The 24,160-nt window shown below is 56.3% G+C and carries 16 protein-coding genes; 3 read left to right on the forward strand and 13 right to left on the reverse strand.

What is annotated here, in order from left to right:
- The 6 genes from VI895_06570 to tig form a co-directional block, all read right to left on the reverse strand.
- Nucleotides 1-1,427 (reverse strand): DUF4388 domain-containing protein (locus VI895_06570; GenBank protein ID HLG19464.1); only part of this gene is annotated, 1,427 nt, incomplete at its 3' end.
- A complete protein-coding gene (locus VI895_06575) occupies nucleotides 1,424-3,286 on the reverse strand; it encodes a hypothetical protein (protein HLG19465.1) in 1,863 nt (620 codons plus the stop codon). The genes VI895_06570 and VI895_06575, both read right to left, overlap by 4 nt.
- Nucleotides 3,267-3,830, reverse strand: a complete 564-nt coding sequence (locus VI895_06580; protein ID HLG19466.1) for a prepilin-type N-terminal cleavage/methylation domain-containing protein — start codon at nucleotides 3,828-3,830, stop codon at nucleotides 3,267-3,269. The genes VI895_06575 and VI895_06580 overlap by 20 nt, the downstream gene beginning before the upstream one ends.
- A gap of 17 nt (nucleotides 3,831-3,847) precedes the next feature.
- A complete protein-coding gene (clpX, locus tag VI895_06585) occupies nucleotides 3,848-5,101 on the reverse strand; it encodes an ATP-dependent Clp protease ATP-binding subunit ClpX (protein HLG19467.1) in 1,254 nt (417 codons plus the stop codon).
- A 7-nt stretch (nucleotides 5,102-5,108) separates the two neighbouring features.
- On the reverse strand, nucleotides 5,109-5,726 hold the full coding sequence (gene clpP, locus VI895_06590) for an ATP-dependent Clp endopeptidase proteolytic subunit ClpP (protein ID HLG19468.1): 618 nt from the start codon (nucleotides 5,724-5,726) through the stop codon (nucleotides 5,109-5,111).
- Nucleotides 5,727-5,759: 33 nt separating this feature from the next.
- Nucleotides 5,760-7,034: a trigger factor gene (tig, locus tag VI895_06595; GenBank protein HLG19469.1), complete on the reverse strand. Its 1,275-nt coding sequence runs from the start codon at nucleotides 7,032-7,034 to the stop codon at nucleotides 5,760-5,762.
- Between the two features lie 179 nt (nucleotides 7,035-7,213).
- On the opposite strand from tig, the gene VI895_06600 reads away from it, so the two are divergent.
- Nucleotides 7,214-8,479: an NCS2 family permease gene (locus VI895_06600; protein ID HLG19470.1), complete on the forward strand. Its 1,266-nt coding sequence runs from the start codon at nucleotides 7,214-7,216 to the stop codon at nucleotides 8,477-8,479.
- Between the two features lie 14 nt (nucleotides 8,480-8,493).
- Here VI895_06600 and VI895_06605 read toward each other — a convergent pair whose 3' ends face one another.
- On the reverse strand, nucleotides 8,494-17,484 hold the full coding sequence (locus tag VI895_06605) for an ATP-grasp domain-containing protein (GenBank protein ID HLG19471.1): 8,991 nt from the start codon (nucleotides 17,482-17,484) through the stop codon (nucleotides 8,494-8,496).
- Nucleotides 17,485-17,616: 132 nt separating this feature from the next.
- Here VI895_06605 and VI895_06610 point away from each other — a divergent pair, with 132 nt between their 5' ends.
- On the forward strand, nucleotides 17,617-19,005 hold the full coding sequence (locus VI895_06610) for a class II fumarate hydratase (GenBank protein HLG19472.1): 1,389 nt from the start codon (nucleotides 17,617-17,619) through the stop codon (nucleotides 19,003-19,005).
- A gap of 162 nt (nucleotides 19,006-19,167) precedes the next feature.
- On the opposite strand, the gene VI895_06615 is transcribed toward VI895_06610, so the two are convergent.
- Nucleotides 19,168-20,412, reverse strand: a complete 1,245-nt coding sequence (locus VI895_06615) for an FAD-dependent oxidoreductase (GenBank protein HLG19473.1) — start codon at nucleotides 20,410-20,412, stop codon at nucleotides 19,168-19,170.
- A gap of 136 nt (nucleotides 20,413-20,548) precedes the next feature.
- Here VI895_06615 and VI895_06620 point away from each other — a divergent pair, with 136 nt between their 5' ends.
- Nucleotides 20,549-21,034: a YajQ family cyclic di-GMP-binding protein gene (locus VI895_06620; GenBank protein HLG19474.1), complete on the forward strand. Its 486-nt coding sequence runs from the start codon at nucleotides 20,549-20,551 to the stop codon at nucleotides 21,032-21,034.
- A gap of 9 nt (nucleotides 21,035-21,043) precedes the next feature.
- Here the strand turns inward: VI895_06620 and VI895_06625 are convergent, their stop codons facing one another.
- The 5 genes from VI895_06625 to VI895_06645 all read right to left on the reverse strand — a co-directional run.
- Nucleotides 21,044-21,562, reverse strand: a complete 519-nt coding sequence (locus VI895_06625; protein HLG19475.1) for a hypothetical protein — start codon at nucleotides 21,560-21,562, stop codon at nucleotides 21,044-21,046.
- Nucleotides 21,563-21,652: 90 nt separating this feature from the next.
- Entirely contained in the window at nucleotides 21,653-22,180 is a 528-nt protein-coding gene (locus tag VI895_06630; protein ID HLG19476.1) for a DUF6036 family nucleotidyltransferase, read from the reverse strand.
- Nucleotides 22,168-22,443: a hypothetical protein gene (locus VI895_06635; GenBank protein HLG19477.1), complete on the reverse strand. Its 276-nt coding sequence runs from the start codon at nucleotides 22,441-22,443 to the stop codon at nucleotides 22,168-22,170. Before VI895_06635 ends, VI895_06630 begins: the two co-directional genes overlap by 13 nt.
- Before the next feature lie 51 nt (nucleotides 22,444-22,494).
- Nucleotides 22,495-23,289: a hypothetical protein gene (locus VI895_06640; protein HLG19478.1), complete on the reverse strand. Its 795-nt coding sequence runs from the start codon at nucleotides 23,287-23,289 to the stop codon at nucleotides 22,495-22,497.
- Nucleotides 23,282-24,160 (reverse strand): GntG family PLP-dependent aldolase (locus VI895_06645; GenBank protein ID HLG19479.1); only part of this gene is annotated, 879 nt, incomplete at its 5' end. The genes VI895_06640 and VI895_06645, both read right to left, overlap by 8 nt.

Consider the following 24,160-nt stretch of genomic DNA (forward strand, 5'->3'; position numbering starts at 1 on the left):
GCCGAAAGGTCGACCTTGTCGAAGAAAGGCGGGAATCGATCGAGGAGTTTTTCACGTCGGGCCCCCGCGCGCGCCGGTACGGGGGGGAGTATGGCCGCAGGATTTCCGTAGGCCGCCAACGTGATCGGGGCGGGCGGGCCGGCCGCCGGAACCGAAGAACTTTCCAACTCTTTGGGCATGATTGCGCTCCCCGATTTTTTCACGCCGGCCTCTTCGGAGAGATAAGCGACCAAGGAATGTTTGACGAAAAAGTTCCCGATATAACCGGACCACCAGATCCAGAGGATTCCGATCACCAAAGCGAACGCCGCACCCCAACGGACCAAAGAATCCGCCTGCCACCGCCGCGCAAGATCTTTTCGGATCGATTCCATGCGGATATTTCGAGTGATGCAGATCTCGCAGACGTCTTCCCCTTCCTCCACATCCGCGCCGCAGAAGCGGCAGCGGTTCTTCGCCAGCTGCGCGCCGGGGACTTTGGAGGCGTAGGTGCTGTCGGCCAGCGGAATCGAGCTGACCGAGGCGAGAGAAGGCATGGCGGCATCTTCGGGATCCTTCCACGTCACGGCGAGATCGGGCCAGTGGCAGCATTCAAAGATTCGCTCCCATCGCTGAAGGATAAGAAGAAGCTGAAGCGACGATTCATCCAACAGATCTTTTTGGAGCGCCAGTTCAATGAGGGGCTGGTGCGTCCGCCCCCGTTCTTCCACGAGCTGCTTGACCTGATCGCGCTGGAGAAGACCGTAGCGGATGCACAGGTCGCCGACGCGGCTCCCTTCGGTTTTACATCGGACGTCCTTGAGTTCTCCCTCCTCGATTACCAAGCTCCGCTCGCCGCCGCGACCTTGGGTTTCCAATTCTCCGGTCTTCCCTTGCACGCGAGCGGAAAAGATCTCACCGAAATATTGATCGCCGGGCCGCCGGCTGTCCGCCGGAAGAAAATTCTCGAACATGTTCTGTTTCATCAAAAACCGTTTTCTATGTTCGATGAGCAGAAGCCAAGCCAGAGTGAGCAGCTGGCCGGATCGGAGAGGAAAACCGGCGGTAGCCTGGACGCTATCCCGGGCCAAAAATCGAAATGACCCGGAACGCCAGCCCAGAATCTGAAGCAAGAGTTCTCCCGACATCCACCCTTTCTCTGAACGCGGGCGGCACCTTTCAATGAAATGGGCTCTTCCTTTGGGATCGTCCGGATCGGGATCGAGAATTTGGGCCTCGAACGAGACGATGAATCCCTGCTGAAATCCGATCTTCGCGTTTCGGAGCCGGCGTTCGAGTTCCAAAATACCGGTCAGCCGCTGGCGTTCGATTTGAAGAAGGAGCGACTCGATCGTCGTCTGTTCCAGGTAACCGCCTTCTTGCAGTGAAGCGGAAAGGCCCGCCCAAGCCGCGAACGTTTGTGGAAAAAGTTCCGCGTTTTCGCTCACGGCGGGGTTCCTCCCGTGCGTTTTTTCAACGTGGCGTCGCAAAGTTGGCCGAACTGGCCCGGTGCAGGCAGGAAACGGGTCGCCGTGGAAACCTTTCCGGGGGTTTGGTAATTCGTGACGAGGATGCTTCCGTCCGGGCCGATGAACGCGTCGGTCGGATCGTCGACCGGTCCGGCCATGACGTCGGTCAAGGCCGGTGTGCTTTGGGAGACATCGAACGTGTAGATGAAGTACTCATCGTCGCCCGAGCCAGATCCATTGGCGAGGAGTCCCAAACACCGAAGGCTCTTACCGTCGGTCGAAAGACCGTTCGATAGGTCTCCCGCCTGAAACGGAAGAGGGATGCTCGAAATGACGGCGGATGTGGCGACATCCACCGTCGTCAGCGTTGTTCCGGTGGCGTCGGTTACGTAAAGCCTTTGATTGGCGCCCATTACCGCCGATTGCGTATTCATGGGCAGGTTAACGATTAATGTGCTGGTCATTGTATTGGGGTTGATTGAGAAGAGGGAGTTTCCGCACCCCACATAGAAAAGCGGGTCCGACGTGTTGGGACTCGTGGTGACGGCGCTGCAGTTCCCCAGATTTATTCCGCCCGCCATCGTGTTTGTGGCCGCATTTAGCAATCCCACACCGTTGGGACCTGTGTACGCAACGAAATTTCCTTTCGAGGCGATAAAGGTGTTTCCGGGATAGCTCCCCCCGGCGATGGTCCGGTACGAAAGAAATCCAGAGCTTACCGGATCGACGTTGGCGACGATCAGATCGCCGTCTCGGTTGGGAAGACAGACCGATTTATAATTATCGCAGAACGTCACCCCTTCCTCGAACTTGTTCGCCTCCCCGGGGATGAGAATGGTGCTGTTGGCGCCGGTGGCGGCGTCAATCAATTCCAGGCCGTTGTTTGTCGCGATGACGAAACGTTTGGGCGGTCCCGGATCGAAGGCAATTCCCTGAGCCTCCGGCCGATAGCCGTAGGGAGATCCCCGAGGAGGGTATTGGGGAAGGAAATCCGAAACGATCTGGTCCGGGGGGAAGATCCTTATGGAAAAGTTTCCTCGCATGACGAGAAATCCCTCTTCTTCACTGTAAATCCTCGAGAACGTCTTATCGTCGAAACAGGCGAGGGAACCGTTGTAGTTCGTGGCCTGGAACGGCGCGAGATCGATGGAGACGTCGCAGATTTGCGTCGCCTGTGGGTCGAGCCGCGTGAGAACCGACTCCGCCGGGGGAGGGGCGGGCCATTCGCCCAAGTGGCCTGCTCCGATGGCCGAACCGGCATATCGATATGAAACTGTGATCACGTCGTTTTGTTGGCAGACTTTTTGGTCCGGGGCGATCAACGTCGTCATCGCGAAGCGTTCCGCGCGGGGATGCGCCGTCGTTTGATAGGAATAGTAAATGTAATCCTGGCTTCGCTGCGAACCCATCACCTTAAACCAGGCGGCCGGAGGGACCGGAACTTGAAGCAGAGGATCGTAGTAGTAGTAATTGTTGTACAGCGAAAGAAAGTCGATCGAATCATTGAGGGTGAGTCCGTCCGGATCGCCGGCCACGCCCCCCTCAAAAATCCTTTTGGCTTCGTTTAATTCCGTCGTGTTGGTGCCGCCGTCCGGATTCAATGTCTCAAACGTCAGCTTCAGGCCATCGCTCGTATATTTTCGAATCGTGTCTTCGCAATACTTGAGCCCAACCTCCGCGCGGTTGAATGAAATTTTGGTGTCGCGCCCGAATCGCGCGCGTTGGAGTCCCGTGTTGGATCGTAACAAGAAACCGGCGATGATCAATGTCAAGACCAGCAAACTAATAAGCGCTATCGTCAGCGCGTTTCCGCCGGATTTACGGTGTGGGTGTCGCATTCAGACCGTAGTTTCGTAATCGAACGGTGCGGCCGACCGAATCGTTTCCCATCAAGAAATTGAATTGAATCTGTTCCATATTTTCCAGGGTCGTTCCCGTGAGGCTTTCGATGTCGGAGGTCGGGAACGTTGAAATCGCTTTTCCGTCCCGATCCAGATACTTGAACGTCAGAGTTCGGACTCGATCGGCCAGAGCGTGGGACTGCTGGTTGTTCCCTTCGGTCTCGATCTGTCGAATCTGGTTCAGCTGAGGGACATGGCGGACTTCGATGGTCTTTGTCCGTCGAGGAAAGGCGATCGACGTGCTCGACACGCGGATAGGGTGGCCTGCGGACGGGCGCTCCATCGGGCGGAGGATCTTGTCCAGCTGGTCGGCGACCTGCTGGCTCCGGGCTTTCGTTTCAGCCGCGGCACTGCTTTCCGCGGAGACTTTCGTCGCTCGGCCGGTGAACCGATAGACGAACACCGAGAGAATACTCATGAGCAGAAGCCCGATCAAAATTTCCGTGAGTGAAAAGCCGGCAGAAGGGGAAGCGTTTCGCATCTTCCTCTTGTGTCTCGTTACGCCGTTTCAGCTTCGCGTTGGTAGACGATGATCGGTTTTTCTTTGTGCAAGACCACTTCCTCGGAGATCACGCACTCCTCGATGTTATCTTTGGCCGGAATGTCGTACATGATTTCCAGCATGATGTTCTCGAGGATCGCGCGCAGACCCCGGGCGCCCGATTTTCTCTGAAAGGCCTCCTTGGAAATGGCGGAGAGAGCGCCCTTCGTGAATTTCAATTTCACCTTCTCGAATTCAAACAGCTTCTGATACTGCTTCGTCAGCGCGTTTTTCGGTTTGGTCAAAATTTCGATCAGGGCCTGTTCGTCCAGATCGTGCAGCGTGGCGATGACCGGAAGCCGGCCGACAAACTCCGGAATGAGACCGAACTTCAAGAGGTCTTCCGGTTGAACGTCCGCCAGGATTTCGCCGATCCGGCGTTCCTGCTTGGACGTGATCTCGGCGCCGAACCCCATATGCTTCTCGTGGATCCGGTGGCCGATGATGGTTTCGAGACCCACGAACGCGCCGCCGCAAATAAATAGAATGTTCGTCGTGTCGACCTGCAGGAAATCCTGCTGCGGATGTTTCCGGCCGCCCTTCGGCGGGACGTTGGCCATCGTGCCTTCGATAATCTTGAGCAATGCCTGCTGAACGCCTTCGCCCGAGACGTCGCGCGTGATCGACGGGTTCTCCGATTTGCGGGAAATCTTGTCGATTTCGTCGATGTAAACGATTCCTTTCTGCGTTCGTTCCAAATCGTAATCGGCGTTTTGAAGCAGATTCAAAATAATGTTTTCCACGTCCTCGCCGACGTAACCCGCTTCGGTCAAAGTTGTGGCGTCGACGATCGTGAACGGAACCTGAAGAATTTTCGCGAGCGTCTGCGCCAAAAGCGTCTTTCCGGTCCCGGTCGGGCCCAGCAACAAAATGTTCGACTTTTGAAGATCGACCTCGGCGTTCTTTCCTTGGGTTTCGATTCGCTTGTAGTGGTTGTAGACGGCCACGGAGAGAACCTTTTTCGCGCGCTCCTGGCCGATGACGTACTCATCCAGGATCGTCTTGATCTCGTGCGGCTTGGGGATTCGCGTCTTGCCGGTGTACGCCTCCTCGCGTTCGCTCTCCTCGGCGATGATGTCGTTGCAGAGCTCGATGCATTCATCGCAAATGTAAACGGTCGGACCCGCGATGAGCTTTTTGACTTCTTTTTGGCTCTTCCCGCAAAAGGAGCAGCTTAGGTTGTTCGCACCTTCGGCACCTTTTCGATTCATGCGCGCCTCATACTTTGACCTTGGGGACGACCAAGGACGGTCCCTTGGTCTTAATCACTATTGTATCAATGATTCCGTAATCTTTCGCCTCCTGGGCGCTCATATAATAGTCGCGGTCGGTATCTTTCTTAATCTTTTCAATGGCTTGCTTCGTATGTTTGGTCAAAATTTTATTGATTTCCTCGCGTATCGTGAGGATCTCCCGGGCCTGAATATCGACGTCGCTGGCCTGGCCCTTGAATCCGCCCAACGGCTGATGGATCAGGATACGCGCGTGCGGAAGCGAGAAACGTTTCCCTTTTTCTCCCGCGGCCAAGAGGATCGCCGCCATGGAAGCGGCCATTCCGACGCAGAACGTGGAGACCGGCGGCCGGATATGCTGGATCGTGTCGTAGACCGCAAGCCCCGCGTACACCGATCCACCGGGGGAATTGATATAAAGATTGATGTCCTTATCGGGATCTTCGGACTCCAGAAAAAGGAGCTGCGCAATAAGGAGATTGGCGACGTCGTCGTCGATCCCGGATCCCAGGAATATGATTCTTTCCTTTAGGAGACGACTAAAAATATCGTACGCGCGTTCGCCGCGATGAGTTTGCTCGACCACCATCGGAATCAGGGTCATACGTTCCTCAATAGAAAAGTTCTGTAATTTTAACTACTTAATCTTAGCGTTCGAGAGGAGGAAATCAAGCGTTTTCTGGGCGAGAATATTGAATCGAATCGAGTCGAGCTGTCCGGTTTTTTCGTACGCCGATCGCAGTTCTCCGACCGGCACCTTGGAGGCGGCGGCCAGTCTTTCGAGCCGGGCCGTGACCTCCTTTTCTTCCGCCGAAATTTCTTCCGTTCGCGCGATCGCTTCCAAGAGCAGCTGTTCATGCACGCGTCGCTCGGCATCGGGGCGAAGTTTCTTGTGGAGGTTCTCGTGTGAATATTCTTCCGGAAGTTCCTTCATTCCGACTCGCTCCATTCTTTGCTTGAACCCATCCATGAGAGAATGAAGCTCGGAGTCGACGAGAGATTCCGGAAGGTCGACCGGATTTGCCTTCATGGCGGAAGCGAGAAGTTCTTGAATCATTTCCGCTTTCGCGTTCTCTTCGGTCTCGATTTCCAAATCTTTTTTCACGCGGTCTTTCAGCGCGGCAAGATTTTCAAAAGGCCCGACCGATTTCGCGAAGTCGTCGTTGAGGGTCGGAAGAATTTTTTCTTTGATCGCCTTCAATGTCACACGGAGACGGAACTCTTTCTTTTCCTTGTCGGCCCCCTGCCCGATCGTGATCGGCGCGCTCTGTCCGAGCGGTAATTTCTTCAGCGCTTTTTCAATTTCGGGATGGAGCATTTCGCCGCCCACTTCATAAATCTGCTCCTTCGGTTCCTCCTTCGACTCGACGAGATTTCCTTCGGCGTCGGTGGGTTCCAGAACGATCGACACGAAATCGCCTTTGACCGCCGAAGTCGCCCCTTCGCGATCCTTCAAAACGGCCTGTTCATCCTGAAGTCTTCCGATCACTTCCTGAATCTGTTTGTCGGTGACCTTCGTTTCGGGCTTTTCGACGCTGATTTCTTTGTAGTCTTTCGGTGTGAATGCCGGCTTCACTTCGATGGATGCCACGTACGTAAATCCCGATCCCTTTTCCCGTTTCGGATCGGAAATCTGCGGCGTCGTGACGATCTGGAAATCGTGTTCGCGGACGGCGTCGAAAACCGTCCGGCGGATCAGCTCTTCGAACACCTCGCCCTCCACCGCCGGTCCGAAACGCTGTTCGAGAATTGTGCGCGGCACTTTTCCGGAGCGGAAGCCGGGGATCTGAACCTGTTTCCCCACCTTCTTATAGGCGGTTTCGATCTCCTCCAGGACCATCTCTTCGGGAACCGAAATCGAGAGTTTCTTTTTGACGGGCGAGAGGGACTCGATGTCGACTTTGACGTTCATTGGGGGGCCGCTTCTACCACGACCCCGCGCCCCGCGCAACGCTCCGCTACCCTCGTGCGATAGAGCAGATCCTGTCTACGGGACGCGTTCCGAAGAGACGGTCTGGTCTCTAGCCGAACATGGATTGCGGAATCCTGTGCAAGTTCGACCGGGGGGAGATCGGCTGATAAGGTTTTTTCATGCGGGCTAGCGTGCGGACGGAGGCGGCGGCGGGGCTGAGCACATTTCTTACCGCCGCCTATATCATCTTCGTCAATCCCGCCATTCTATCCACCACCGGCATGGACAAGGGCGCGCTGGTCACGGTCACCTGCCTCGCCACGGCCGTTGCGACGCTGGCCATGGGACTGATCGGTCGCGTCCCTCTGATGATGGCGCCCGGAATGGGTCTCAATTCATTCTTCGCGTACTCCGTCTGCCAGGCCGCCGGCGTGCCGTGGCGGACGGCGCTGGGGGTCGTCTTCCTTTCTTCGCTCTGCTTTTTCATTTTGGCTCTGGCCGGAATTCGAAAACGGATTCTGGATGCCATTCCGCGGAGTCTCCGGCTTTCGACCTCCGTGGGAATCGGATTTCTGATTTCGTTCATCGGCCTGCAGCAGCTCGGCGTTATCGCGAAGTCGGATGCCACGATGGTCCGCCTGGGTCAATTCACGCTCGAAACGTGGTTGGGCCTTGCGGGGCTCATCGCGATGGTCGTTTCGGAGCTTCGGTCGATTCGCGGGAGCATTTTGATCGGGATCTTCCTCGCTTCATTGCTGGGGATTGTCTTTGGCCGGATTCATTTCACGGGGGAGATCGTCTCTCTTCCCGCTTCCATGAGTCCTCTTTTTCTGCAACTGAATATTCGGTCAGCTCTCACACTGGCGCTTCTTCCGACGATCTTCGCATTTATGTATGTCGATCTCTTTGACAATCTCGGGACGACGATCGCCGTGGCCCGCCGCGCCGGTATGGTGAAACCGGACGGGACGATCGAACGAATCGCCACCCTTCTGCGCGTCGACTCTTTGGCCGCGATGTTCGGCGCTCTCTGCGGAACGTCGACGGTGGTTTCTTACGTGGAATCCGCCGTTGGAGTGGCCCAAGGCGGACGGACGGGGCTGACTTCGGTTTTTACGGCGATTCTTTTTTTCATTGCAATGTTCTTTGCACCTCTTGTCCTGGCTGTTCCGGCTTTTGCAACCGCTCCAGCGCTGATCTTCGTGGGTCTATTCATGGTCCGCGATGTATCGGAAATTCACTTTTCCGACTGGGAAGAGGGAGTCCCCGCGTTCTTGACGATGCTCCTCATGCCTCTGACGTTTTCCATCTCCGAGGGGATCATGTTCGGATTTCTCGCTCACACGATTCTCAAACTCTTGGGAGGAAAGGTCCGGGAACTGAACCCACCGATTCTGGTCATTACATTGCTGTCGGCGGTAAATCTTTGGATTGCGGCTCGCTAGCGAACCACCGCTGGTCATTTGTCGGAATTCCCGACGACGTTCACGGCCGTCTGGATCGGATACCCCCTCCGCTCCCAATGTTGTTGGGCCGCGAGAAGTAAGGGAGCCGTGATTTTAGCGAGGAGCTCGGGAACTTGATCGGAGGTGGGATGGAGGCGGGCGAGTTGCTCTTTAAAGGTTTCGATACATTGCCCCGATCGGCAGAGGGGAGCGTTCACTTCGTCCACCGGCTGAATGAGGGAAAGCGGGAGAATCTCCGGAAGCGGCTTTTTTCGCCGGGCTTCCTCCGCCCAAAAGGCGCGAAGGCGATCCCGGTATCGTCGTTCAATGGCCGCCCCCTGGACGATCCGTTGCTCCCGCGTCGGATGACTCTCGTCGAGTCGTTGGTATTCTTGGGTTCGTATGGCGTCGAGTTTCTGCTCGTCGTAGAGGAAATGCGCCGTGAGTGCGGCGAGGAGTCGCTCCGCGCTGGAGGCCACTTCGACGTCTTTGCCCGGAGAAGCCGAGGAGAGCGTCTCGTTGGTGAAGAGAACCTCTTGAAACCGCTCCACCGCCTCCGCCGCTTCGGTTAACAGCGCTTCTTTCGTGGGTTTTGTAAGGAAGTAGTACTCGATGAAGCGATGGCTTCCCTCCAGAAGAACGAACACGCCGACGCCCACGGCTAAGAAGGCGGGATGGCTTAAACTTACGGCTCCCACCTCTTCGGCTAAGGTCAACAGAGGGAGTCTTCCGGAAAGCGCCATCTGTCGAACGGCGGGGGAGAGTTTCGAGAACTTGGCGAGAAACGTTAAGCTCTCCTGAAACGCCATGATCTGACCCGCACTGTGGCTGACGGTTTTGAGATCTTTGAAGGGTTGACCGCCATGGGCGGCTCCGATGGCGCTCAAGACCAAGAACATTCCGGCGGTTCGGCCATAGATGTTTCCATGGATCCCCAGGGACCCTAAGGGTTCGAGAGAAGGAAAGAGGGAGCGAAGGGCGGAATGAGCGCCCAGGAGAGAGGCATCGGCGGCCGTGCCGGCCAGGTGGAGTTCCAAATACTCCTGTCCCACACCCGGGAGGTACTCGGGCATCTTTTGGGAGAGTTCGCTCCAAGTTTGAAAGCGGCCCAGTTCTTTCAGTCGTCCGTCGAGAACGATGTCGGTTCCCTTCCAGAGGAGGTCCGCCGTGATCTTGGGAATCCCGTAATGAATCGCTCCGGAGACGAGGGGACTGGAAGCCATCGGCGAACGGTGCGGAGGGATAATGGGGGAACGGAGTTCGGGAGCCTTCGGACCCACGGGAATCGGGTTTCTTTCGGGGGAGGCGACACCTGCATTGACCACCTTCGGGTGAACGAGATGACTCTTTTTCCACTCCGCTAAATCCGTGACCGAAACACCCTTTGGGTTCTTTTTGTCGTCGGGACCTTGCCGTTTGACGCCGCCGGCACTATCGGCGACCGGAACGGGTGGATTCAGTCGGACTTCGGCATATCCCACCACGTCGGGATCGAGGGCACCGGTACCTTCCGTGGGGGGGCGAGAAGACTTTCTCGTTGTTCGGGAGATCGAAGCCCGGGGAGCGGGATCCTTGGGAGGTTGGGATGCCTTTACTTTATCAGTCTCATGTGGCGCGTCGACGATCGCCGGTTGCGCGGGTGCAGGGGCCGAGTTGGCCCCAAGGGATGTCGCCCCGTTCGGAGGGGTTCCCCGCCTTTGCACTATGCGCTCGACCACATCGCTCAGTTGCGCGCCCTCCATCCGATATATCTTCAATACCCACCTTGCGGCCAGGAGCGGATTTCTTCTGAGACTCGGCGGCACCTTTTCAATGGCCCTGGCGAGTAGTTCCTCATTGATTGTGGGTTTCTTCTGTCCACGCCGACGCATTTTATTGGGGTCGCGAAGCATCTCCCCTTCAGGACGACCTGCCGCCTCCGCCGCCGGAGGTGCTTGTACTCGGAGCTCTTTTAGCGCCCCGCCCGATTTTCCCCCGCGATTCAGCGGCCGAGATCCGAGTATTGGCACCGTTCTCATGAGGGCCTTGCGGAGCTTCAGAATCGAAATCACCTGCGATTCGTCGAGAGACAATTTGCGAGCAAGTTCCGGAATCGGCAAAATTTCAAAGTCGTTTTCGATGATGTTCATGTCGCTTGGAAAGATTTTTTTTGTCCGTCGGGTTCTTCTGAAAACGTCCGCTGGCCTCATGGAGTTTGCCGGACGCAGTTCCGGACGCATTTTTTCAATGATATTAAGGACCCGCAGGGGACTAACGCCTGTCTCATCGGCGATTCGGGGTATGGGGTGCTTCCAGAACTGTTCCTTTATAAGATCGCTTATCGACAAGCCAAACGTCGGCTTTGCTGTACGTCTCTCCGCGGTCTCGATCCCCATCGCTTCGTGAGCCAATTTTATGATGTCTGTCTCCGAGACAGAGGGAACGTGCGAACGGAGCGTTAGCACCCATTCGAAGAGAGTGTGTGTGTGGTACTTCGCTTCCAACCATTCCGCGAGCGTCAAGGAGTCGGATTTTCCATCGATCGTCTGATTCCACCACCCCGGGACCTTTTTGAGATCCTCCGAAGAGGCAAAGGCCTTGGCCCAATGGTATTTCTTGCGCAATTTGCTTTCGAGTTCCGTGTTGAAATGATTCAGTTTGCCCGCCAATTTTTGCCATGCGGGATGCCCGGAACGCGCGAGCTGTCTTAGAAAACCGACTTCCTCGAAACTAATGCTGTCGGCCTTATAGAGCTCCATCATCGGGAGACCCAAGGATTTTGCGCTTTGTACTCGATCATGACTGGCGATCACCAGACCGGATCGCGCCGGTCGGATTTTCCGCCGCAGCTCTTCAACGGGAAAGAGGCCGCCGATCAAGTCCCGCTCGATTCCCAGCTCACGGCAGACGGAATCAATCAACGCGCCCCTTTCTGCCGGCGGATCGCCGTCGCGGAGGATGAGCAGCTCGACGTCGTTGGGGTGTTCCTTTTTGAGGAGCGCCGCTGTGTAGAACGCCCCCAAACCTCGGCGATGAACCACATATGGCTTTATGTCACCGTTCTCGCTCGCCGGGAGCGTGTAGGCCGTGGGATTTCCGCGGCTCGACGGCGGAGGAGAATCGAGAGAGACGATCAAGAGGTAGGGAGAATCGTTTTGTGCGCTGTAATCGCTCGATGAAAGTGGTTGGCGCAAAGCCGGCTTGTGGCCTGTCTGGCTCGGGAGAGAACGCAACGCACGATTCGGTGTGCCTCTCTCCTCGTCAACAACCCGAACGGACTGAAGCGCAAGGCTCCCGTAGGTGGAACCCTCGCAGCCGACGCAGAGGCCGATCGAATACGTCGGGACACCGGAGCGAATTTCCGTCCGAGTCTCCCCGGTGAAGGATGGCAGAAACGAATTCCGTACGTCCGGCGGCCTGTCCCGATCCGCGTTGCCGGGATTCGGAAGTTTTTCTTCGGGATCGGCCACGACCGTTTCACCGGATTTGACGTCGAGGGGAGGGAGCGAATGTGCCGCGCTTTCTTTTCCCTTCTCCGTTCCCTGCGTTTTCAATTCCGCGAGGATATCGATCGCCGTTGCCGGGGCGCTCGATTTCACCGCTTCAGCCCTGTCCACGGATTTCTTCGACAAGAACTTGCGGATCCGCTTCAGACGCTCGTCATGCTCTTGAAATCCATCGGAGGCCGCAATCGCTTCTATGATGCGAGCCGCTCTCCGTGTAAACGTGGGGTCGATCAAATGCGTGCCGGATCCCTCTTTTTCGAGGGCTTTGCGAATGGTCTGTTCCAGCCAAACCGGGGAGGGAGGAGCGCCCGCGTCGATCTCGCGTGATATCGAACTCAACAGATAACCTGCCAGTTCCTTGCCGGTCCGAGCGGCGAACCGGCGCGCCACTCCGTACTCGGGGTCGATCGCTTCGAAACTGAACGGATGTGTTCTCTGAATTTCGGACCAAGCGAGTTTAAGATCCGCCGCCGATTCCTGCGCGTCTTGATGGCGGCGAACGAAACTGGCCACGCCACTCTCGATCTCCCACGCGAACGCAGAAGTTCCAACGAGGATATTTTCGTTCATTCCGGAAACGAGGCCGACCAATTTGTCGTTCCTGATGATGGCCGCTCCGACGGGCCGAATCGGCGTGTACAACCGCACGATGCCGGTCGAAATGTGCCGGCCATTGGTTGCCAGCAGGTCGGACAGCATGTATCCGCCGGTGGTAGGGATAATCTCCAGCGACTCGTAGAGGTTCGGCTTAAGATCGTTGACCCACTTCTCCGCAGGGGCCAAGACTTCGATGGCTGTATCGAGGGGGTAAGGTTGGACGTCGATCGGCAAAAAATGAACGCGCCGAAGTCTTTCGGGCAGATCGACCTTGAGTAGGACAAAACCCGTTCGGGATTCCGGGGAGCAACCCGAGACACACGCGATCGGAAACCACCGAGAAGTCCGTTGCCGCGCGGCACTTTCGTTTACGAAGTGGAAGGGGAGGAGTTCGATCGCCGCCTTCTTGTGTTCCCTGAAATACCCCGTGAAGGCTTCCGGAGTGGTTATAAAAAATCCATCTCGACTGATGAAGGCGCCCATGCCATGTCGACCTAGCACCACGGCGGCCCTCCTAGCGGGCACCTTTACGGGCGCCTCCCGCCATTCCTCGAGTGGGAGAAACCGAACCGGAGCCGGAGCCGGGAGAAGGGGCTCTTCCGTTCCGGGTGCCGTCTCGACGTGCAGCTTCAGCTTCGCAGTTTCGCTTTCCACTTTTTCCAAAGCCACCTGAGGGGACTTGTCCAGGGAGACGAGATATCCGACAACGTTGCTCAAAGGGTTTTCGATCTTCCCCGGCGTCTCCATTCTCGGGTAGAACTGAGCGCCCCCAACGTCTTTCCAATCCACGCTGTTCAACGTTCCCCGTTTTGGAGCGTAGATCATGCGGACGGCGGCGGACTTTTTTTTGGCTCCTCGCTTGGCGGAGTAGTGGTGCACCGGATTTTGCCCCAGGGCGGCCGTCAGTCCCGCCCGGTACACATCGTGGCCGGTGGTTAGCCGATGCACCTCGGGAAGAACGCCGCCGCCAGGTCTGGAGGCGACTTCGATCGGGAAAATCTTTCCATCCTCGGTAATGCGTAACTCCGTATGCGTGCTGCTCCATTTCGGAAATGGACCGGGCGTACTGATCCCGAGGGCAGCTAGGGCGCGCCGGTGGATTTCGGTCATATTTTTCTCTGTCTGAGAATCCGGGAGGCTTGTCGTGGCGAGAAAAAGGTGTTCGGTGAAATCCCGCTCCATCGGCGCCTTTCCAATAGGCTCCGCCGAGCGTGTCCGGACCTTGTTGCCGATCTGAAAGGTTAACGCGTCGATCATGACCTCTTTCTTGGAAGGGACATACTCCACAACCAGCCATCGGTGCGGCTTTTGCCCCGGGATGTTCCCGGGAACCGGGACATCCACGGGAAAGTGAAAGCCGGTGTCTCGATCCACGGCGTCCCTCACCTCCGCCAGGATTTGTCGAACCTGCGCGTCGCCCATTTCCGGATCGAGAAGCCGCACTCCCAAGGAGCTTGAGGCAAGCGTCGGTTTGATCACGCACGATTTCCCTTTGTCCAGAAGCTCCCGAATATACGGCTCGGTTTCCTCGATCGAATGAAAAGAGTCGAACTCGAAATCCGGCGGCAGAAGCCCGTCCTTCTTCCAGAGAGCCAGCATGGTCGGCTTGTATCTTGTGTTCCACGTTGTTTCGCGGTCCAGGCCGCGGAGGCTGTATTCCTTTCCATAGGTTTCCATGACCTCGGCTCGCGAAAAAACATAATCCTCCACGATCGTGTCGACCGCGCGGAGTTTGTTGCCCGTACGCTGGATGTAGCCTGCCAATGCCGTGAGAACCTGTTTGGGGTTCCAGGGTTCGTCCACGTGGAGATACTCGATTTGACTCGAAGAGCAGCGGAGAGGTTTCCGATCGGCGATGACGATTCTCACGTTCTGTTTCTCGGCCGCATATTCGAGAGCTTCAAAAAAGCCGACGTTCGCGATATTTCCCTGTCCTAGGATGAAGATGAACTCAACAGGATCCGCCTGAGACGAACGTTCACGTTTTGGCGGGTCGAACCCTTTGCCCGCGACAGGCAGCGTTCCCCCTTTCTGTTTTGCTGGATCCGGCTTCAGCTCCGTTTCCGTCTCGTCAAATATTTCGAGGGCGAGCGAACCCAGCGTAAGCGACCCGGCGTTCTCTCCGGCCGTTCCGATCCTCGCTCGAGGACCCCGGCTCGGCGGATTCGTGGACCCGTTCAATCGAGAGGAAGGATGGACGATCACTTTTCCATTTCCCGTTGGCGGAAGTCGGGGGACGGGGGATTGGCGCGCGTCGGAGCCGCGTGTCTCCCCCGGGGATGCCTCGACAATTTCTATTTTTGTCGGCGTCAGTTTTGGATACCGACGGCCCAATTCGACGGCGTCGGCGGAGGGGGCAATCTTCTGACCGGTCCGGTGCCCTATGCTTTCGACGAAGTAACGGACTCTCCCGCGAATATCGTCGTTGAAGAACGCGGCATTGCTCTTTATTAGACCGCTGAAAATACCGGCCGCGGAGCGGAGTGCTTTCTTCGCGACGGCGGAATCCACCGCTTCCAAACTGGCCCGCTGGAGCATCTGTGCGGCTAACTTCTCCGGCAAAAACGCCAGCTTGGTTCCCAAATCGTCCCGCTCGTCTGGAATAATACCGTTCCATCGGTGTTCCGACGCGAGAGATTCTTCCATCAAATGCAGGAGCGCCCCTTGATTTCCGTAGGTCGCCATTTCCTCCCGAACGGACCGGGCGTTTTCAGGAGAGAAGGGAACCGAGAGAGCCTTCTGAAGCTCCTTCTGAACTTCGGGTGTGTAACCCGAAAGAGATGTGTGGATATGGGGGAGGAGATAATACTCGCCGTCGATTCGATAGGCTCCATAGTTCCTCCAACCGGCATCGGCAAGGTCTAGAGGGAACCACGGAAGCCTGTCGAAGAACTTGAAGAATGATTTTGACGGCCTGTCATCGAGAAAACGCTGCAACCGGTCGCCGACTTGTTCCACTTTCTTGATGTCCGACTCCCGGTCCCGATAACCGTCGTAGTCGAAAACCTCTACATCCGTCCCCAACTGGATGCCGAATAACCCGTCCCTCGTTAAGCTCTTGGGGAGATCTGAAAGAAGGCGGACGATGGGAATGGCGTTCCGATCGTAAATGGCCGGCGAGCCTTGATTGTAAAACAGGTCCACAACGGCGCTGGCCGTCACCAGAAACGTTTCTCCTTCCCGGAGGGTCTCTTTGGATTCAGACATGAAAAGAGCCTTCCTGGGGGGAGGGGCCGAGTGGAGCCGGGGACGTGGGCTGAAAATTCTTGCGACGATACCCGATGATTCCGATGGATGTTTCCCGAGCTGCTCATTTAAAAATTGCCGGCGTTGCTCCATGAGGAGGTCGAACGGTGAATGGTATTCAATGCGTTCCGGGCCCTCGGCGGTAACTGAACTTAGTCGGTCGGATTTGCTTGGCGGCGCGCCCGTGAGAAAGGGGTAGATAGGCTTCCAGTGCTCGCCTTTGGACAACAATCGCTCGCGGATCTGAGTGGGCAACCGGTCTCCCACGAAGATTTCTTCGGTCCGACCCATACGCCAGAATTTCTCCACGAGGTCTTCCCGTTCCAAATCGATGAAGGAATTCGCCGCATTGACGAATTTCGCAAACTCTTCGGGGCTTGAATGATTTGCGGAATTCAGGAGGTCCCACCGGCCGGTCTCGGCGAGTAGCCGGAGGAACTCCACCCAATAGGATTTTTCGATCATGGCCTCGATCGAGAGATTTTTTTCGCTGTCCGTATACACGGTGTACCTTCCCGGGTTCATAGGATCGGGCTGGACCACCATTTCGAACTTCCTCTCTTTGTCTCCGTCAAAAAAGGTCCTCCTAAACTTCCGTGTCCCTTCTCTGAGCGGCTTGATCCTTCCGTAGGTTCCACCTTCTTCATCCGGACGTTCGATCTGACGCCGCCAGTTGGCAGCCGCGGGCGAATCGAACGGAACCCTCCATTCGAGATACTTCATGTCTTCACGTCTCATGCTGAGGAGGGGTCGGAAAGAAGTGGGAGCCGGCGGCTTTGGTTCAAAATGATCCACGCTCCGAATCACGCCCGATATCAGTCCCTGAAACTTGGCTTTTGTGGAGGGCCTTAATTTTTCGAATCGCGGATCGGCCCAATAACGATCCATAATTTCTTCTTCATTCCAACCGGCCAAGACCAGTCGCCGGATCTCACGTAAATCGGTTTTCTTAAGAGCCCCAATTTCATTAGTTAGAGTCCGGGCATCGACCGCAAACATCGCGTAACTCCCTAGGTCGACGTACTCTTTAGTGGCCTTCTGGAGACCTGAAATCGTCCGATCAAAATTCATGTATGAATGACTACTAGGCAGAGATTTTGACAGAGCACTTACGAAAAACCCGCCGGATGACGGATCGACGTGAGCGAACCGAGTCCCCTGGGAAGAAAGGCGCCACAGAGAATCCCTCATTTCGAGAAAGCTTTCCGGGTTTCCAATGAGAATCGCTTTTGCGAGGTTCTTGAGGTTCCCCAGCTGATTCGTCGAAAGCCAGCGGATCGGATTTCGTTTCGCAAAGGCAAGGCGAGCGAATCGCACAACTTCTTCCGGCCCGTTGGTAACGATATAAATGTCCCGTATCGCGCCCAGCTCGCGACGATGGAGCAGTTGCTTGATCAATCGGTCGGATTCGGGGGAGTAGTTGAGATAGTACGCCGGTCGCTTCGCACTCGCGCGACTTTCTTGCACTCTGCGCTCTATGCGGAGAATCCTGTCCGTCAGCTCGCGGTCCGGCCGGATCAATGGGGTTATGTCCGGGCCGACGATTTCCCCGACGAGTGGGACGACCACGGAAGGGACACCGGACGGACGAGTCGGATGATCCTGCGCCGCCGCGGAAGCGGAGAGCAGTGCAATAACTCCTGCAAAAACAAAAACTTCCCGGTACGACCTTTTCATAGCCTCGATTTTTCCCTACCGATCCGCCTCAAAGGGGGATGGGAATAACACGATGCGTAGGCAGAGGCAACATGGTCATAACCTTTTGTATTTATTTGTGAATTCGTTTAGGATTTCGGCCGGAGATCAGGTATGGCGACAAATCGGCTGGAAAAGGATTCCATGGGTGAAATAAAGGTGCCCGAAGACGCTTATTATGGAGCGCAAACGCAGCGGGCGGTGGAGAATTTTCCGATCAGTTCGTTGCGCTTCTCCCGGCGTTTCATCGAATCCATGGGAGAGATCAAGCGGTCCGCGGCGGAGGTGAACGGCGAGCGCGGCTACGTCGACGCGAAAATCGCGAAGGCGATCGCCACGGCGGCGGGAGAGGTGGCGGAGGGAAAATGGGATTCGCAATTCGTTCTCGACATTTTTCAGACCGGCTCCGGCACGTCGACCAACATGAATGCAAACGAAGTGGTCGCCAACCGTGCGGCCGAGATTCTGGGATTTGAGCGAGGCTCGAAGAAAGTCCATCCGAACGATCACGTCAATCGCGGGCAGTCGTCGAACGACGTCATTCCGAGCGCGATGCATATTTCCCTTCTCCGCGCGCTGACGATCGATTTGATTCCGTCGTTGGAGAAGCTGGGGAAGGCGCTCGACGTCAAAGCGAAGGGTTGGGACAAAATCGTTAAAGTCGGCCGGACACACCTTCAGGACGCCACGCCGGTCCGTTTGGGCCAGGTTTTTTCGGGATACGCCACGCAGGTTCATCAGTCGGTCGAACGGCTGCAGCGTATTTTGGAACCTCTCGGCGAGCTGGCGCTGGGCGGAACGGCCGTGGGGACCGGCATCAATTGCCCCGAAGGCTTCGCGAAGGAGGTCATCTCGCGGATCGCCAAGCATTTTAAGCTTTCGTTGCGCGAGGCGAAAAATCATTTTGCGGCGCAAGGGTCGAAGGATGCGTTTGTCGAGGCGAGCGGAGCGATGCGAACGACCGCCGTGGCGCTGATGAAATTGGCGAACGACATCCGCTGGCTCGGCTCGGGGCCCCGTTGCGGGATCGGTGAAATCCGCCTTCCGGAAACTCAACCGGGCTCATCGATCATGCCGGGGAAAGTGAATCCGGTGATCGCCGAGTCGCTGATCATGGTGTGCGCGCATGTGGTGGGGAACGATGCCGCCGTGGTGATCGGCGGGCAGTGGGGCAATTTCGAACTGAACGTCATGATGCCGGTGATGGCGCACAACGCGCTCGAATCGGCGGAACTTTTGGCGAAGGCGTCGGACAATTTCCGCGCTCGATGCGTGGAGGGACTGGAGGCCGACGAAGAACGGTGCAAGGAGATGATCGAAAAAAGTTTGGCGATGTGTACGTCTCTCGCCCCGAAAATCGGTTACGATCCGGCCGCCGCGATCGCAAAAGAAGCGCACAAAACCGGAAAGACGGTGCGCGAAGTCGCAAAAGCGAAGAAAGTGTTATCGGATGCCGAACTCGATCGCGTTTTGGATCCTTACCGTATGACCGAACCGGGCTAGCAGGCTGTTGAAAAAGGCTCATTTGCTTCGTTGCCGCTGCACTCGCGATCCTCACAGCCAAAACCAGGCTGCTCCGGTCGCTCGTTTGCGGCGCCTCGCAACTGAGACCTTTTTGAACAGCCTGCGAAAGCAGACTTTTTCAATTGCCTTTGAGGAAGGCCGCTAGCGCATCGCCAACTGTTTTTCGACCCAGGACTTAAAGTTCCCGTCGTACCCGGCGCGGGACTGCAACGCTTTCACGCGCGCCATGAGCTTCTCGGCGTTCGTCGTTTTGGGCGTCTGCGCCGCGAGCATCGTCGCCACCTGCTCGGCCACTTTTCGTCCGTGCATCATCGAGACCCGGATGTTCCCTTTTCCCGTCACGGCGTTTCCGAGCGCGTAGACGTTGGGCAGATTTTTCACCTTTCCCGTTTCCAAATCTTCCACTTCGTACGTTTCCCCTTTCTGGGGGATTCCCGGAATCGATTCCGGAATGCTTCCGATGGAGCTGATCGCCAAATTGAATCGGACCTCCACTTCCGTGTTCGGAAGTTCCCGAACCTTTCGGTCCACGATTTCCGTTCGGGTGAAGCGGATCCCGACGAGACTTCCGTTGTCGATGATCGGAGCTTTCGGCAGATGCCGCTCCTGCATGTTGAACAAATTCTTCGATTGGTAGTTGTTGAAAATCTTGGTGCGCAGAGCGTCCGCCTTTTCCAACTGTTCGGGAGTCGGTTTGGGCGGCGTGTCCGCCAGGGGCATGTCCTGAACGCGGCGGCGGTAATACAGCGTCGTGCCCTTGAGGCCGAGGTCGGCCCATTTGAGGCCGTGCTTTTCAAGCGCCCGCGGAATTCCTTCTTTTTCCAGCGTCAACATATCCATTTTGATCCCGCGCTTTAAGAGAGCCCGTTGCGTGATTTCGAATTGACAGATTTTGAGAACGTCCATGGATGCCAAGCCGCCGCCCACGACAATGGTGTTGTCCGGGATTTCATATCGCGGGCCGTTGTAGGAAGGCTCGTGGTAATGGTTGAACCAATAGACCACCGGGTTTTGGTAGAGAAGTCCCTTGCCGACGTACCGATCGAACTCTTCGACGCCAACGGGACGGTCGCGCCAGGCTCCGCTGGCGAGCAAGATCGCACTGACACTCCACTCCTTGTAGATCTCCTCGAAGGAGAGATCCTTTCCGAGTTTGGTGCTCGGAACGAAATGCACGAGTGCGTGATCGAGCCGTTCATTGATCTTCTCTTCCTCCTTCTTGCGCTGCTCCACGTGCCAACGCGGAAGACCGTCTTCGATCTTCCCGTACGGCAGAGGATTCTGCTCGATCAAAATGACTCGAATCCCTTTTTCCCGGAGCTTAAGCGTGGCTTCACTTCCAGCTACGGCTCCACCTATGACCACCGCGATATGTTCTTGGCTCATGCGCGGCATTATAGGACTTGCCGCGGGGCTTGGCCATGGTAAGAATACCGAGGGCGGAGGGGAGAGTGTGGCGCGTCGAATTCTTCCATGATCTGTCTCAGGATTTTTCGGTTTTTGAGTGCGAAAGGAGGCCTTTATGCCGTCGTTCGATATTGTTTCGCAGCTGAACCTGGCCGAAGTGGATAATGCGGTTCAGCAGACCGCCAAGGAAATCCTTCAACGGTACGATTTCAAGGGGACCGATTCGATCGTCCAGCGAACCGAAAAAGAGATCACACTCGAATCCGCCGACGAATTCAAGGTGAAAGCCGCGCTCGACGTTTTACAGGGAAAGATCGTCAAGCGGGGAGTTTCGCTCAAGTGCCTCAAGGCCGGGAACATCGAACCGGCGGCGAAAGGGCGGGCGCGGGTCAGGATCGAGTTGATGGAAGGCATCGACGGCGATCGCGCGCGCGAGATCGTGAAAAAGATCAAGGACACGAAAATGAAGGTTCAGGCCGCGATTCAGGAGCAGCAGGTTCGCGTGAGCGGCAAGAAGCGGGACGATCTGCAAGAAGTGATCGCGCTGATGCGAACCATCGACTTCCCGCTTCCCCTACAGTTCATCAACTTCCGCGAGTAACGCAGATGGTTACTCCTTCGTCTTTATCGGCGTCGTCAACTCGTTGAACATTTCCCAGATTCCGAATTCGTCGCGCAGCATCTTAAGGGCCATTCCCTCCTCGCGCTTGATTCTCAGCGCCGTAATCGGATTCACCGTTGTTTCGATTTGCGGGTCTTTCAGTTTCGCCACGATCTTCGCCTTTTCGCATTTCCCTTCCATCCCCCAATGACCCTTGCTTCCGTAAAACGGATTTCGGACGCCTGAATCCGGTTCCACCAGGGCCCCGACGCAGCTTGTGGCGGAAAAGATGCCCTGTGTAACCGTCTTCGAATAAAAACAAAATCCGAGCTGTGAGGTTTTGCCGTCTTTCGGGTGATAAATCTGGGCGAGAAAAGTGCAATCTTCCAAAGACATCAGTTTGTCGGCGACCTCGCTCGTCCGTTTGTTTGAAGCGGGAGTTTCCGGCGCGGCGGCGAAGGTCACCTCTCCCGCCGCCCAGAAAATGGAGGCGATGAAAACGCCCAAAAAATAACCGAACCGAAACACGCCGGGATCATATCAACAATGCCGCTTTTTGCGAACCGCGGGCAACTCTCGGAATACTTACCGGGGAACGATTGAATAAGTGGATGTGTCTTACGTGTTCTCTTGGAGGGTCTGTTCCAAACGTTGAGCAAATGAATTCGGGTCGATCGCGGGGTACTTGTGAAGATTGGGTTCAATCTTTCCGAACAATGCTCGTAACGTCTTCGATTCAACCAGACCTTTCGTGAACATCATTCGAACATCCGTGCGGTCTTGATCGTGGCCGCGTTCAATCTTGGAAAGAGCCTGTGAATAAAAGTCGTAATGATAAAAGGACAGCTTGCCTTCCTTGCCGATATAGACACATCGTCCCTCCCAGCCCGGGAGCTCCGGGATGAAATGGGCGGGAGATGCGAGCTCGACGTTGACCTTGAATTCCTCCTTCGAATCGCTAAGGGCCCTTAGGAGTTGGTCGGATTCGGGAATGACAGTCAGATCCAGGTCGACCGTACTGGCCCGCCAGCCATGGAGCACGGCAGTGACTCCTCCCGTGAAGTACACTCTCCCGACTTTGGCCGATTTGAGCCCGAGATAGCGCATGAAAGCCCGGATTCGGTCTTCGGTGACTAACGGGCGCATTCGAGAGCCCGTTCAAAACTGATTAAGCGCCGCAAGAGGGCGTTGTAACGAGAATGCGCGTCGTTCCCATGCTCTTTAGCCAAGAGTTCGTACATGCGATGTTCCGGTTGTTCAAGTCCGACGTTGGGGACCCGTACGCCCGATTGTCGAAGCCTCGGCGCCCCGATCAGGACGAGGAGTGAAAGGATCGACTCTTTTCCCGCGCGGAGATCCTTTAGACCTTCATCCACAAGATCGGCACCTGGCAGGTCCTGAAACGACACGCGTGTATTGTACAGAATTGATGCCCACAATCCCACCGTTCCGAGACCATTCTAGGCTTCTTCGAATTTGAGAAGGCCCATTTTGGCCAGACGCACCAGAGCGCGGAGACTCGTGATTCGGGGGAAGGGACTGGCGGTGAAGAAATCACGGAGATTGCTCAGCCCGTCGACCTGTAAGAGAAGGAAAGTCAGTTCCGGCGTCAGATCGTGTTTCGTGAGATCTGCTTTCGGATCCCGTACGGGAACTCGGTCAAGATCCTTGATCTTGTCGAAGAAATATTGAATCGCTTCGCTTGGGGGCAAATGGCGGTCGAGTTGGGAAGTGAGGACGTCGGTCTCGGGCGCCGTGCCCTCTTTCCGATTTCGCTTTTCGAGAATCTGGTTCATAAGACGGATGTGGCGCATTTCTCGAGGGACGCCGTAATGCTTTTCCAGAAAGAAGCGAATCTCGACTTCCGTGGCGATTTTCGCGATTACTTTCATTCCGACGTTCTGCTCGATGCGACGGACGACATGTTCATCGCTCGGGTCCATCATGGCTAGAGCGAGCTGGTTTTTATCTTTATGGAGAGGAAGGATGCAGAGACGGTGAGCCGCTTTCGCCGGGATCAGGGCGAGCGCTTCCTTGGATATCTTTTCCAACTCTTCGGGTTTCACCCGCGGGACGCCGTATTGCTGGGAGAGGAGCGACGCCATCATCTCCCCGTCCACGACTCCCATTTCGATGAGATTCGTTCCCAGGCGGTCGCCGAAGATCTTTTGCGCCTGAACCGCCTGGTCGATTTCGAGCCGGCTGACGAGCCCCGATTCTACGAGCAGATCGCCGATTCGTTTTAGTTTAGGCATGGGCGACGATCTCGGAGATGATTTCAGCCGCTCGATCGATCCCGGCGCGATCGACGTCCAGGTGCGTGATGGCCCGAACCTCTCCCGGCCTTGCGGCGATGACCCAAACCCCGCGGGGTTTCAGTTCTTGTTCCAGCCACTTGGGAGGTTTCCCTTCCACGCCGAAAAAAAGGATATTGGTTTCGACGTCTTCGGGCCGGATTCGGATTCGTTTGATTCGCGAAAGGCGGTTCGCCAGATGTTTCGCGTTTTCATGATCTTCCCGAATCCGCTCGTAATGATGTTCGAGAGCGTAGATTCCCGCGGCCGCCAGAATCCCCGATTGTCGCATCGCTCCCCCGAACATTTTTCGGAATCGGCGGGCGCGGTCGATGAATGTTTTGGAGCCCGTCAAAACCGATCCGACCGGCGCTCCGAGCCCTTTGGAAAGGCACACGCTGACGCTGTCGAACGATTCGGCGTAATCCGCCGGTTGTTTTCCCGACGCGATACAGGCATTCCACAAGCGCGCTCCGTCCATGTGCATTTTGAGTTCATGACGGTCGGCCAAAGTCCGAATCGATCGAATAATCTCGAGCGGATACACACTTCCGCCGCCCTGGTTGTGCGTGTTCTCCAGCACGATCAATTTCGTCGGCGGGAAATGGGGAGCGCGAACTCGAATCACCGGTTCGATTTGCTCGGGCGTAATGACCCCTCTCTCGCCCGGAACCAGGCGGGCCTGGACTCCACAAATACCGCCGAGCGCCCCGCTCTCGAACAAGAACGGGTGAGCGCTGGCCTCCATAATGATCTCGTCGCCCGGTTCCGTGTGGGTTCGAATGGCGACCTGATTGGCCATCGTCCCGGAAGGGACGAAGAGGCCCGCTTC

It is taken from the genome of Bdellovibrionota bacterium (assembly GCA_035292885.1).
Classification (GTDB): Bacteria; Bdellovibrionota_G; JALEGL01; order JALEGL01; family DATDPG01; genus DATDPG01.